Source organism: Sulfitobacter sp. 15WGC (genome assembly GCF_005068605.1).
GTDB classification, from domain to species: Bacteria; Pseudomonadota; Alphaproteobacteria; order Rhodobacterales; family Rhodobacteraceae; genus Sulfitobacter; species Sulfitobacter faviae.
This window is the reverse complement of sequence record NZ_SZNL01000007.1, coordinates 97,377-109,541: the sequence shown is the minus strand read 5'-3', so window position 1 is coordinate 109,541 and position 12,165 is coordinate 97,377. Positions and strand designations below refer to the sequence as shown.

Below are 12,165 nucleotides of genomic sequence, written 5' to 3'. Positions count from 1 at the left end.
GCTGAACCAGACTCATTGAAACGACAGGAGAGTTCGACATGACACTGACCAAAATGACACTTGCCGCTGCATTGCTGGGGGCCACGACCCTCGGCGCGCAGGCGGCTGACCTGCGCATCGCGCTGCAATCGGACGCCGATGTGCTGGACCCCGACCAGTCGCGCACCTTCGTGGGCCGCATCGTCTACGCGTCGCTCTGCGACAAGCTGGTGGACATCACACCCGACCTCAAAATCATCCCGCAGCTGGCGACCGAATGGTCCTTTTCCGAAGACGGCAAACAGCTGACCATGAAACTGCGCGACGATGCGGTCTTCCACGATGGCACGCCCTTTGATGCCGAGGCCGTGGCCGCCAACATCGACCGCAGCCAAAACATGGAGACTTCGCGCCGCAAGTCCGAACTTTCCTCCATCACCGGCGTCGAAGTGCTGGGCAGCCATGAGATCCGCTTTGATCTGGCCGATGCCGATGCCACGCTGATGGCGCAATTCGCCGACCGCGCAGGCATGATGGTCTCCCCCACCGCTGCTGAGGCCGCGGGCGATGACTTTGGCCTGAACCCGGTCTGCTCTGGCCCCTACCAGTTCAAAGAGCGTGTGGCCCAAGACCGTATCGTGCTTGAGAAATTTGCCGAATATTACGATGCCGAGGAATACCACTTCGACACCGTCACCTATCTGCCGATCCCCGACACCACCGTGCGTCTGGCGAACCTGCAATCAGGTGACATCGACATGCTTGAGCGTCTGGCCGCGACCGACCTCGCGCAGGCCGAAGGTGACGACAGCATCAACGTGGAAAGCGCCGTGTCGCTCGGCTATCAGGGCATCACGATCAACGTGGCCAATGGCGAAAAGGGCGACAACCCTTGGGGCAACGACAAACGTCTGCGTCAGGCGCTGAGCTATGCGATCGACCGCGAGGCGATCAATCAGGTCGTCTTCAACGGCGCCTTCGCCGCGGGCAACCAGCCTTTCCCGCCAAACTCCCCTTGGTACAGCACCGACTATCCCGTGCCTGAGCGTGACGTGGAAAAAGCCAAGGAACTGCTGGCCGAAGCGGGCTTTGCCGATGGCATCGACCTTGAGGTACAGGTGCCCAACACCACGATTCCGCTGCAACTGATGCAGGTCGTCCAATCCATGGCAGCCGAGGCGGGGATCAACATCTCGATCACCTCCAAGGAATTCGCGACGCTGCTGGCCGACCAGTCGGCGGGTGACTATCAGGCGAGCCAGATCGGCTGGTCGGGCCGGGTGGACCCCGATGGCAACATCCACCAGTTCATGACCACCGAGGGCGGGATCAACGATTCCAAATATTCGAACCCCGAAGTGGATGAGCTGCTCGACAAGGCGCGCAAGTCCAACGACCAAGACGTGCGCCGCGAGAGCTATACCGCTGCCCGCGCGATCCTGAACGAAGAGATGCCGATCGTGTACCTCTACCACCAGACATGGATCTGGGCGCTTGATTCCGACATCACCGGTTTCACCCCCTATCCTGATGGCATGATCCGCCTTGCGGGCATGAAAAAAGAAGAAGGCTAACCCTTCTGCATCCGCACCGCCGGGCCGGTCCCGGCGGTGCCCCTCCCCTGAGCGAGACGTTTCAAAATGCTGTCCTTCATCCTGCGCCGTCTGGTGATCGCGATCCCGACGATCATCCTGATCTCGGTCTTTGTCTTCACCCTGCAAAAGCTGCTGCCGGGCGACCCGGTGCTGGCCATGGCCGGCGAAGAACGCGACCCGCAGGTGCTGGAGTTCCTGCGCGAGAAATACCGCCTGAACGACCCGATCCCGGTGCAATATTTCACTTGGATCGGCAACGCGCTGACCGGTGACTTGGGCATTTCGCTGCGCACCAACCAGCCGGTGCTGGAGCTGATCGGAGAGAAACTGCCCGTGACCATCCAACTGGCCACGATGGCAATGATTTTTGCCCTGTTGATCGGCGTGCCTGCGGGCATCTTCTCTGCCGTCAAGAAGGGCACCGTGACCGATTATGTGGCCAATGTCGTGGCGCTGTCGGGCCTGTCGATCCCGAACTTCTGGCTGGGCATCATGCTGATCCTGCTGGTCTCGGTGAAATGGAAACTGCTGCCCGCCTCGGGCTATGTGCCGCTGAGCGAAGACCCCATCCGCTCCATCACCGTGATGATCATGCCCGCTTTCGTGCTGGGCACGGCGCTCGCGGCCACACTGATGCGCCACACCCGGTCGGCCATGCTGAGCGTCCTGAGCAGTGACTACGTCCGCACCGCCCGCGCCAAGGGTCTGGTCGAGCGGCGGGTGATCCTGAAACACGCCTTTCGCAATGCGCTGACGCCGATCGTCACGCTGACCGCCCTGCTCTTTGGTGAGCTGATCGCGGGCGCGGTGCTGACCGAACAGATTTTCACCATCCCCGGCTTTGGCAAGCTCGTGGTCGATGCCGTGTTCAACCGCGATTACGCCGTGGTCCAAGGCATCGTCCTCGTCACCGCCGTCGGCTTCATCTTCATGAACCTGCTCGCCGATGTCGCCTATGTGCTGCTGAACCCCCGCCTGAGGAAGCAATAATGGCTCAACCTGCCACCCCCATCACCATCGACGCCGAAAGCACCGCCGATCCGGTCCTCTCCGCCCGCCCGGAAAACCGGGTTTGGAAGAAGTTCCGCACCCATCGCAGCGCCATGCTGGGCGGCGTGCTGGTGGTCTTCTTCTGCGCCATCGCGCTTTTGGCCCCGCTGCTGCCGATCCCCGACCCCGCCGCCACCGATTGGGGCGCGGTGCGCAAGGGGCCTTCGGCAGCGCATTGGATGGGCACCGATGAGTTGGGCCGCGATGTGCTGAGCCGTCTGGTCTGGGGCGCGCAGGCCTCCCTGCTGGCCGGGGTCGTCTCGGTCGCCATCGCCCTTGGGCTTGGCGTGCCTTTGGGCATCGTGGCGGGCTACTTCGGAGGCTGGACCGACGCGGTGATCTCGCGCTGCACCGAAGCATTGCTCGCGGCACCTTTCCTGATCCTCGCCATCGCGCTTGCGGCCTTCCTCGGGCCGAGCCTGACCAACGCGATGATCGCCATCGGCATCTCGGCCACGCCGATCTTCATCCGCCTGACCCGCGGTCAGGTGCTGAGCGTCGCCGCCGAGGATTACGTTGAAAGCGCCCGCGCCATTGGTCTGAGCACGCCGCGCATCCTGCGCCGCTATATCTTCCCCAACGTGCTGCCGCCCGTGTTGGTGCAGGCCACGCTGACCGTCGCCACCGCCATCATCGCCGAGGCGTCGCTCTCCTTCCTTGGTCTTGGCCAGCAGCCGCCGGCGCCCTCTTGGGGGTCGATGCTGAACACGGCGAAGAACTTCCTCAATCAGGCGCCTTGGATGGCGCTTTGGCCCGGCATCGCGATCTTCATGGTTGTGCTTGGCTTCAACCTTCTGGGCGACGGGCTGCGCGACGCGCTCGACCCACGCGAACACTGACCGGAGACGACATGACCCCCTTCACCACCCGCCCCGAGATCCGCGGCTCCTTTGGTGTCACCACTTCGACCCATTGGATCGCCTCGACCGTGGGGTTCGGCATCCTTGAAAAAGGTGGCAACGCCTTTGACGCCGCTGTCGCCGCGGGCTTTGTCCTGCAAGTGGTCGAGCCGCATTTGAACGGCCCGGCGGGCGACCTGCCGATCATCTTTCACGACGCGGAGAAACAGACGACCAAGGTTGTCTGCGCCCAAGGGGTCAGCCCCGCCGCCGCCAAGCTGGAGCATTTCGAGGCTCTGGGTCTCAAGTTGATCCCCGGTTCGGGTCTTCTCTCTACCGTGGTGCCGGGGGCATTCGACGGCTGGATGCTGATGCTGCGCGACCATGGCACGATGGGTCTGCGCGAGGTGATGCAACCGGCGATCGACTATGCCCGCGACGGCATCCGGTGCTGCCGCGCGTGTCGAACACCATCAAGGGGCTGGCCGAATATTTCGCCGCCGAATGGCCCAGCTCCGCCGCGGTCTGGACGCCCGGCGGTGCGGCGCCTGAGCCGAACGCCAACTTCAAGAACCCCGATCTGGCCGCGACCTATGAGCGTTTGGTCAGCGAGGCCGAAGCCACAAGCGAAGACCGCAGCGCACAGATCGAAGCGGCGCGCAAAATCTGGTCCGAAGGTTTCGTGGCAGATGCGATTTTCGACTATCTCGAAGATGCCTGCGTGCATGACGTGTCCGAGCAAAAGAACAGCGCCCTTCTGGCGCGCGAGGACATGGCCAAATGGCAGGCCAGCTACGAAGACACGCTGACCTACGAATACCACGGCTGGACGGTGCATAAGACCCACGCTTGGTCGCAAGGCCCGGTGTTCTTGCAGACCCTCGCCATCCTCAAACATTTCGATCTTGCCGCGATGGACCCGATGGGCGCCTCCTTTACCCATACGGTGATCGAGGCGATGAAACTCGCCTATGCCGACCGCGAGGCCTATTACGGCGACCCCGAGCAGAGCATCATCCCGATGGAAGAACTGCTTTCTGATGCCTATAACGCGGAACGCGCGAAGCTGGTGAACGGCAAGGCATCGCTTGAGCAGCGCCCCGGCGTGATCGCGGGGCTGGAGCATCTGGCCGAGCGCTATATCGAACGCGCGGCCCGTGATTTCGGCGTTCAGAACGCAGCCCCGCAAGAGCCGACGATGGCGCATTTGACCGAGAAACGCGGCGATACCGTGCATCTCGATGTGATCGACCGGTGGGGCAATATGGTCTCGGCCACGCCCTCGGGCGGGTGGTTGCAGAGCAATCCGGTGGTGCCGGGGCTTGGCTTTCCACTGAACTCCCGCGCGCAGATGTTCTGGCTTGAGCGGGGTTTGCCCACCTCCCTCGCCCCCGGACGGCGTCCGCGCACCACGCTGACCCCCTCTTTTGCCGAACATGCCGATGGGCGGCAGTTGGTCTTTGGCACGCCGGGCGGCGACCAGCAGGACCAATGGCAGCTGATCTGGTTCCTGCGTTTCGTGCACCACGGCCTCGACCTGCAAGAGGGGATGGACGCACCGCTGTTCCACACGCTGCACTTCCAAAGCAGTTTCTTCCCCCGCCAAGCCCTGCCCGGCGAGATGATGATCGAACCCAATGTCGGCCCCGCAGTGATCGACGCGCTGCGCGCCCGGGGGCATATCGTTACCGTGGCCGAGCCATGGTCGGTGGGCCGAATGACCGCTGCGCTGCGCAACCCTGATGGCAGCCTTCACGCCGCCGCGACCCCCCGCCTGATGCAGGCCTATGCCGTAGGACGCTGACCCATGACCTATTCCATCATTGCCCGTGATCCGGACAGCCAAGAGATTGGCATCGCCGTGGCCAGCCGTTTTTTCGCCTGCGGTGCCGCCGTGCCCTACATCGGGCGGCGCGTCGCCGTGGCCACACAGGCTTTCGTCAACCCGCTCTGGGGGACCGAAGGCCGGCGCATGCTGGAAAGCGGCGACCCCGCCGAAGCACTGCTGAAGGAATTCGCCGCCCGCGATGCGGGGCGCGACATCCGCCAGTGTCACATGCTCGATGCCCAAGGAAACTTCGCCGCGCATACCGGCGCGGGCTGTGTCGATTGGGCCGGGCACCGTGTGGGGACCATTCACTCCGTCGCGGGCAATATGCTGACCGGGCCGGAGGTGGTGGAGGCCACGTTCGAGACCTACGCCGCGCGCCATGACCTGCCGATGGCCGAACGTCTGCTCGCCGCCATGCGCGCGGGCGAAGAGGCGGGCGGCGACATGCGCGGGCGTCAAGCGGCGGGGCTGGTGATCCACCGCGGACAGGACCACGCTTATCTCGACCTGCGCGTCGATGATCATGGCGATCCGCTGAGCGAACTTGACCGGCTGTTCGACGTCGCCGGAGAGCGCTATCTCCATGTGGCCGAAGCGATGCCGAGCCTCGACAATTTCTCGGGCACCTCGGACCGCGCGCCGATTGATGCGGCGATCACCCGCGCCGAAGAGGCCCGCAAGGCGGCGGGCAAGCCCAGCCGGTCGCTGGCGACAGATTTAGAGACAAAGAAAGATTAACCATATGAACGCGCTCGATTTCAGCCAGCTTCTGCCCCTTCTCGCCATTGCGGTTTCCGCCGGGGTCTTTGGCGGCATCCTTGCGGGGCTGCTTGGTGTGGGCGGCGGCATCGTGATCGTGCCCGCGCTTTATCTTGCGCTGTCGACGGCGGGGATGGACCCGGCGATCACCATGCAGGTGGCGGTGGGCACCTCGCTTGCGACAATCGTCTTTACCTCGCTGTCCTCGGGCTATGGTCACTTCAAACGCGGCGCGATTGATATGGACCTTTTGAAACTCTGGGCGCCGTCGCTGCTGATCGGCGTCGTGATCGGCGCGCTTCTGGGGGGCTATGTCTCGGGGCTGATCCTTGTCGGCGTCTTTGCCACCGTGGCCGCACTCGTTGCCCTCGATATGATCTTTCGCAAAACCAAGGACGACCCCACGCCGCGCGGCTTTGCCAAACCGATCTGGGCGATTCTCGGCGTCGTCACCGGCGGGCTGTCGGCGATGATGGGCATCGGGGGCGGCACCATTGGCGTGCCGTTGTTGAACTTTCTGGGCTACGACATCCGCCGCGCCGTGGGCACCTCTGCCGCGATCGGTTTCATCATCGGCCTGCCCGGTGCGGTGGTCTATGCGCTCACCGGCCTCGGGGCCGAGGGGCTGCCGCCCTTCTCGCTAGGCTATGTGAACCTTGCGGCGGCGGCCATCATCATTCCGCTCACTTCCAGCTTTGCCCATGTAGGTGTGAAACTAGCCCATAGCATCCCGCGCCGGGCGCTTCGGTTTGCCTTTGGAATTTTCCTAATGGTAACCTCTCTGCGTATGTTCATTGATTTATTTGAAGCGTTTTCCAACTCATGACACAGACCCCCCAGTCCGCCCCAAGTGAAGATGAATTGGCCGAGCGGCTGCGCGGAGCGATCCGCCAGGGGGACATCCTGAACGACGGGCGGATGCCGCCCGAACGGGCGCTGGCCGAGCATTTCAGCGTGAGCCGGGCGCGGCTGCGGCTGGCGCTTGGCCTGTTGCAAGAGGACGGCACGATCTACCGCCGCCACGGCCAAGGCACATTCGCCACACCGCCGCCCGCGACCAATGCCGACAGCCTGCGCCACCTTGCACGACAGGTCACGCCAAGCGACGTGATGGAAGTGCGGCTAGAGGTTGAGCCTGCCCTTGCCGCCCTCGCCGCCGACCGCGCCCGCCCGCAAGAGATCGAGCGGTTGGATCAGTTGATGCGCGCCACGCTGAACCTCAGCGACCCGGACGCCTATGAGGCGGCGGATGACATGTTCCACTACAAGATCGCCGAGATGGCGCGGAATCCGCTGTTCCTTACGGTCTACGAATCCATCCGCGCGGTGCGCCGCGAAGTGGCATGGACCTCGCGCCGCCGCACCTATCACGCCCCCGAAACGCTACAGGTTCTGGGCGAGCAGCACATGACCCTGAACGACGCCATCGCCCGGCGCGATACGCTTGGCGCTGCCGCTGCGATGGAGCAGCATTTGCTGACCGTTTCCAAAACCCTGCTGCGCGACCGGGTGCGCAAGATCGAACTCGATCTCTGAAGCCCCCGTTTCGACTGGTTAAACCGCGCACTGGCCTTCCTCGCTTTGCGGTGGGAGATGTTACAGCTTTGAGACAATTTTGTCCGCCGACGCGCCGGAACAGCTTGCAAACGAAACTGTTCGATGTTCGTATCTGCGCATTATTGTATTTCGCGCCAGATGCGCGGATTCTCAGGGAGGAGAACGCAATGTCTCATAAATACCTATTCGCCGCAGGTCTCACCGCGGCCTTCACACTGACGGGCAGCCTTGCCTTCGCGCAAGAGGATTGCGAGCGCGGCGCCTTGGACAAGATGTTCTGCGACGCCGATGGCGATCTGGTCGCCGATGCGCCGACCGATCCCGATATGCTGAAAGACCCGTCGACGCTGGTCTTCGCCTATACCCCCGTCGAAGACCCGGCGATCTACGAGGACATCTGGACCCCCTTCATCGCGCACCTTGAGGACGTGACCGGCAAGGACGTGCAGTTCTTCGCCGTGCAGTCGAACTCCGCCGAGGTCGAGGCGATGCGTTCGGGCCGCCTGCATATCGCCGGTTTCTCCACCGGTCCCACGCCCTTTGCCGTGAACCTCGCAGGCGTTGAGCCCTTTGCCATCATGGGTGCCGAGGACGGTCAGTTCGGCTACAAGCTGCAGGTCTACACACAGGCCGACAGCGACATCAAGGAGATGAAGGATCTGGCCGGCAAGCGCATCGCGCATACCTCGCCGACCTCGAACTCCGGCAACCAAGCGCCGCGCGCGCTCTTCCCCGATCTGGGCGTCGTGCCGGGTGAGGATTACGAAGTGACCTATTCGGGCAGCCACGACCAGTCCATGCTGGGCGTCGTCGCGGGTGACTATGACGCGGCCCCGGTGGCCTCCGAAGTGGTCGACCGTATGGCCGAGCGTGGTCTCTACGACCCCGAGGACGTGCGCATCGTCTGGGAAAGCGATCCCTTCCCGACAACCTCCTACGGTGTCGCGCATGACCTCGCGCCCGAGCTGAAGGAAAAGATCAAGGAAGCCTTCTTCTCCTTCGACTTCGAAGGCACAGCCCTGGGTGAGGAATTCGCGGGCGTGAGCAAGTTCGTCCCGATCACCTACAAGGACCAGTGGGCGGTGATCCGTCAGATCCAGAAGGCGAACGGCGTCGAGTACACGCCGCAGGGCCTCGCGGCTGAATAATCGTTCAACACCGGGGGCGACCAAGCGGTCGGCCCCACGTTTAAGGTACATTAAATGCTGAAAATCTCCGACCTCGTGAAACGCTATGGCAGCGGTGATCCGGTGCTGAAGAACCTCGACCTGACGATCGAGGGCGAAAGCGTCGTTTCGATCATCGGTTCCTCCGGCGCGGGCAAATCGACGCTGCTGCGCTGCATCAACCGACTGGTGGAGCCGACCTCGGGGTCGATCATGCTCAACGGCACCGAACTGACCAACCTGCGCGGCAAAAACCTGCGCGCCGCGCGGCGCAAGATCGGCATGGTGTTTCAGGGCTTCAACCTCGTCGACCGCCTCACGGTGATGGAGAACGTCCAGTCCGGTCGCTTGGGCTACATCTCGACATGGTCCGCCGTGACCCGCCGCTATCCCAAAGCCGACATCCGCCGCGCCTATGAGCTGATGGAGCGTGTCGGCATCGCGCAATATGCCAACACCCGCGCCGACCAGCTTTCGGGCGGTGAACGCCAGCGCGTCGGCGTGGTCCGCGCGCTGATGCAAGACCCGGACATTCTGCTGGCGGATGAGCCGACCGCCTCGCTCGACCCCAAAACGTCAGAGCAGATCATGGGCCTGCTGCGCGATCTGGCCGGGGAGCTGAAACTGCCGGTGCTGATCAACATCCACAACGTGACCGAGGCCAAGGAATACACCGACCGTATCGTCGGCATGCGCTATGGCCGGATCATCTTCGACGACAAGCCGAGCAAGCTCGACCAAGCGGCGATGGATCAGATCTACGCGGGCAGCCCCCATGCGGACCGCGCCAAAGATGGGGCCGCGGCATGAGCGCGCCGCGGGACAGTTGGAAAAAACCACCCTTCATCGCCAACCCGGTGCTGCGGTGGGCGGTGATCTTGGGCGCGGTGGCCTATTTCGGTTGGGTCGGTCTGACCATGCCGATTGACTGGAACCGCGTCGCCGAAGGGCTGGGGCGCGCCGGGCGCATCTTCGGCGGGGCCTTCCCGCCCAGTTTCGAACGCTCGGGCCTGTTGATCGACGGTTTTCTTGAGAGCCTCAAGATCGCCATCCTCGCCACCGCGGGCGGCGTGCTTTTGTCGATCCCCATCGCTTTCATGTCCGCGCGCAACGTGGCACCCAAGCCGATCTTCTACCTTGGCCGCGCCATCATCATCGTGGCGCGCAGCTTTCACCCGGTGATCGTGGCGATCCTCTTCGTCAAGGCCGTGGGCTTTGGCCCCTTTGCGGGTGTGCTGACGCTGATCGTCTATTCCATCGGCTTCGTCGCCAAGATGCTGGCCGAACGGATCGAGGAGATCGACTTCGGTCAGGTGGAGGCAATGCGGGCCGCCGGTGCGCCCTATTTCTCGACCCTCGTCTACGCGATCTTTCCCCAGATCATGCCGCGGCAAATCGGTCTCACGATCTATCAGCTCGACAGCAACCTGCGCGCCTCAGCGGTGGTGGGCATCGTCGGCGCGGGCGGCATCGGGGCGACGCTCGCCAATGCCTTTGGCCGCTACGACTATGACTTCGCGCTGGCGATCACTATGGTCATCGTCGGTGTCATCCTTGTTTCCGAAGCCGTCAGCGGCGTGATCAGAAAGCGCATCCAATGACGACGATTGCAGAGAAATTCGGCCGCGACGACTGGACCCGTTTCACCCTGCGCCAACGCCTCACGCGCTACGGCGTGCTTCTGGGCTGCGCCCTCGCCATCGCATGGGCGCTCACTTCGATCGAGGTCATTTGGGCCTGGGTCTGGGGCGCGCCCGAGCAGATTGGCGACCTTTTCGGTCGCATGTATCCGCCCGACCCCAGCAACCTCGACACCATCCTCAAGGTGCTTTGGGACACGGTGAACATCGCCACTTTCGCGACCACCTTTGCGGTGCTGCTGTCACTGCCGGTGGCCTATATCGCGGCCCAAAACACCACGCCCAATCGGGCCACGCTCTGGCTCGGGCGGCTCATTCTCGTGACCTCGCGGTCGGTGAACACGATCATCTGGGCGCTTCTCTTCGTGGCGATCTTCGGCCCCGGCGTAGTGGCGGGGATCCTCGCGATCATGTTCCGCTCCATTGGCTTCATCGGCAAGCTTCTGGGCGAGGCGATCGAGGAGATCGACCGCCGCCCCGTGGAGGCTCTGGAGGCCACCGGCGCATCACGCTTCAAGGTCATCGCCTATGCCATCGTGCCGCAGGTCATGCCGACCTTCTGGGCTGTCTCGATCCTGCGGTGGGACATCAACCTGCGCGAATCAACCGTTCTGGGCCTCGTCGGCGCGGGCGGCATCGGGATCATCCTGCAAGGTGCCATCGACACCTTCAACTGGCCCGAGGTCGCCACGATCCTCATCGCGATCATCGTGTTGGTGATCATCGGTGAGGTGATCTCGGCCTTCCTGCGCCGCCGCATCCTGTGAGTCTCGCCATAGACTCTGCGCAGGCGCTGGCCGAATACCAGCGCCTGCGCCCCCGCCTGCCCGCCTGCGACAAGCTTGGCCATGGGGCGGAGGCCGCCCGTTTCCTCGATATCGTCGCGCCCTATGAGTTGATCCTGTTCGACGCCTATGGCGTGCTGAACGTCGGCGAAACCGCGATCACGGGGGCCGCGCAGACCATCGCCGCTCTGCGCGAGATGGGCAAATCGGTCATGGTCGTCAGCAACTCCGCCGCCTATCCCAAGGGGCATATGATGGACCGCTACGCGCGGCTTGGCTTTGATTTCGCAGCCGACGAGGTGGTCACCAGCCGCGAGGCGCTGCTGCACCGCGTCGCCGAAGAGCCCGCGCGCCGATGGGGCGTGATGCTGAATCCCGATAAGGACATGGGAGAGATCGCCGACCTCGGCGCGACCGTTCTGGCGGATGATCCGGCAGTCTATGACCGGGCCGAAGGGTTCCTCCTCGTCGGGGCGGATGGGTGGACTGAGGCGCGGCAGGCCCTGTTGGAGGCCAGTCTGAAACGCCAGCCCCGGCCCGTCTTCGTCGGCAACCCCGATCTCGTCGCCCCGCGTGAGGATGGTCTTTCGCTCGAACCCGGCTGGTTCGCGCATCGTCTGATCGACGCGACCGGTGTGGCGGTGCATTTCTGCGGCAAGCCCTTCCCCGATATCTTCGATCTGGCCCTCGCTCGGGCAAAGCCCGTCGATCCGGCGCGCGTGCTGATGGTCGGCGACACGCTGCACACCGACATCCTCGGCGGCGCGCAGGCGGGTTTCGCCACGGCACTGGTCACCGGCCACGGCTCCCTCTTGGGGTTGGAGGTTGCTGCGGCGATCCAAAGCTCGGGCATCGCGCCCGATCATATCGTCACGGAAATTTAGCGGCGCTTTGCTGTGGATTCATTGTCCACAAAGCGCCCCACCCCCATTGCCATTCTGAACATCCGCCGCTAGCAGTTTTC

11 protein-coding genes and 1 pseudogene are annotated in these 12,165 nt (G+C 63.6%); all 12 read left to right on the top strand.

The window, feature by feature from the left end:
* Positions 1–38 precede the first annotated feature (38 nt).
* The 12 genes and pseudogenes from FCK22_RS07940 (at position 39) to FCK22_RS07885 (ending at position 12,085) form a co-directional block, all read left to right on the top strand.
* A complete protein-coding gene (locus tag FCK22_RS07940) occupies positions 39–1,553 on the top strand; it encodes an ABC transporter substrate-binding protein (RefSeq protein WP_136720361.1) in 1,515 nt (504 codons plus the stop codon).
* Positions 1,554–1,619: 66 nt separating this feature from the next.
* Positions 1,620–2,564, top strand: a complete 945-nt coding sequence (locus FCK22_RS07935; RefSeq protein WP_067264018.1) for an ABC transporter permease — start codon at positions 1,620–1,622, stop codon at positions 2,562–2,564.
* On the top strand, positions 2,564–3,463 hold the full coding sequence (locus tag FCK22_RS07930; protein ID WP_197470871.1) for an ABC transporter permease: 900 nt from the start codon (positions 2,564–2,566) through the stop codon (positions 3,461–3,463). The genes FCK22_RS07935 and FCK22_RS07930 overlap by 1 nt, the downstream gene beginning before the upstream one ends.
* An 11-nt stretch (positions 3,464–3,474) precedes the next feature.
* Positions 3,475–5,267: pseudogene (locus FCK22_RS07925) on the top strand (gamma-glutamyltransferase family protein).
* Positions 5,268–5,270: 3 nt separating this feature from the next.
* Positions 5,271–6,032, top strand: a complete 762-nt coding sequence (locus tag FCK22_RS07920; protein WP_067266469.1) for a DUF1028 domain-containing protein — start codon at positions 5,271–5,273, stop codon at positions 6,030–6,032.
* 4 nt (positions 6,033–6,036) lie between these two features.
* Positions 6,037–6,879 (top strand): sulfite exporter TauE/SafE family protein, encoded by an 843-nt coding sequence (locus tag FCK22_RS07915; RefSeq protein WP_067266472.1) that lies wholly within the window; start codon positions 6,037–6,039, stop codon positions 6,877–6,879.
* Complete coding sequence (locus FCK22_RS07910; RefSeq protein ID WP_067266482.1) at positions 6,876–7,589, top strand: FCD domain-containing protein; 714 nt, start codon at positions 6,876–6,878, stop codon at positions 7,587–7,589. The genes FCK22_RS07915 and FCK22_RS07910 overlap by 4 nt, the downstream gene beginning before the upstream one ends.
* 188 nt (positions 7,590–7,777) lie before the next feature.
* On the top strand, positions 7,778–8,758 hold the full coding sequence (gene phnD / locus FCK22_RS07905; protein ID WP_067266484.1) for a phosphate/phosphite/phosphonate ABC transporter substrate-binding protein: 981 nt from the start codon (positions 7,778–7,780) through the stop codon (positions 8,756–8,758).
* A gap of 54 nt (positions 8,759–8,812) precedes the next feature.
* Positions 8,813–9,586, top strand: coding sequence for a phosphonate ABC transporter ATP-binding protein (phnC, locus tag FCK22_RS07900; RefSeq protein WP_067266488.1), 774 nt, complete (start codon positions 8,813–8,815; stop codon positions 9,584–9,586).
* Positions 9,583–10,377, top strand: coding sequence for a phosphonate ABC transporter, permease protein PhnE (phnE, locus tag FCK22_RS07895; RefSeq protein WP_067266491.1), 795 nt, complete (start codon positions 9,583–9,585; stop codon positions 10,375–10,377). Before phnC ends, phnE (FCK22_RS07895) begins: the two co-directional genes overlap by 4 nt.
* On the top strand, positions 10,374–11,183 hold the full coding sequence (phnE, locus tag FCK22_RS07890; RefSeq protein WP_067266492.1) for a phosphonate ABC transporter, permease protein PhnE: 810 nt from the start codon (positions 10,374–10,376) through the stop codon (positions 11,181–11,183). Before phnE (FCK22_RS07895) ends, phnE (FCK22_RS07890) begins: the two co-directional genes overlap by 4 nt.
* Positions 11,180–12,085, top strand: a complete 906-nt coding sequence (locus FCK22_RS07885; protein ID WP_067266500.1) for an HAD-IIA family hydrolase — start codon at positions 11,180–11,182, stop codon at positions 12,083–12,085. The genes phnE (FCK22_RS07890) and FCK22_RS07885 overlap by 4 nt, the downstream gene beginning before the upstream one ends.
* Positions 12,086–12,165: the final 80 nt, after the last annotated feature.

What these genes read in the sequence shown, in the direction of transcription:
- FCK22_RS07940 (WP_136720361.1), top strand. Translation starts at nt 39, where the DNA reads ATGACACTGACCAAAATGACACTTGCCGCTGCATTGCTGGGGGCCACG.
- FCK22_RS07935 (WP_067264018.1), top strand. Translation starts at nt 1,620, where the DNA reads ATGCTGTCCTTCATCCTGCGCCGTCTGGTGATCGCGATCCCGACGATC.
- FCK22_RS07930 (WP_197470871.1), top strand. Translation starts at nt 2,564, where the DNA reads ATGGCTCAACCTGCCACCCCCATCACCATCGACGCCGAAAGCACCGCC.
- FCK22_RS07920 (WP_067266469.1), top strand. Translation starts at nt 5,271, where the DNA reads ATGACCTATTCCATCATTGCCCGTGATCCGGACAGCCAAGAGATTGGC.
- FCK22_RS07915 (WP_067266472.1), top strand. Translation starts at nt 6,037, where the DNA reads ATGAACGCGCTCGATTTCAGCCAGCTTCTGCCCCTTCTCGCCATTGCG.
- FCK22_RS07910 (WP_067266482.1), top strand. Translation starts at nt 6,876, where the DNA reads ATGACACAGACCCCCCAGTCCGCCCCAAGTGAAGATGAATTGGCCGAG.
- phnD (WP_067266484.1), top strand. Translation starts at nt 7,778, where the DNA reads ATGTCTCATAAATACCTATTCGCCGCAGGTCTCACCGCGGCCTTCACA.
- phnC (WP_067266488.1), top strand. Translation starts at nt 8,813, where the DNA reads ATGCTGAAAATCTCCGACCTCGTGAAACGCTATGGCAGCGGTGATCCG.
- phnE (WP_067266491.1), top strand. Translation starts at nt 9,583, where the DNA reads ATGAGCGCGCCGCGGGACAGTTGGAAAAAACCACCCTTCATCGCCAAC.
- phnE (WP_067266492.1), top strand. Translation starts at nt 10,374, where the DNA reads ATGACGACGATTGCAGAGAAATTCGGCCGCGACGACTGGACCCGTTTC.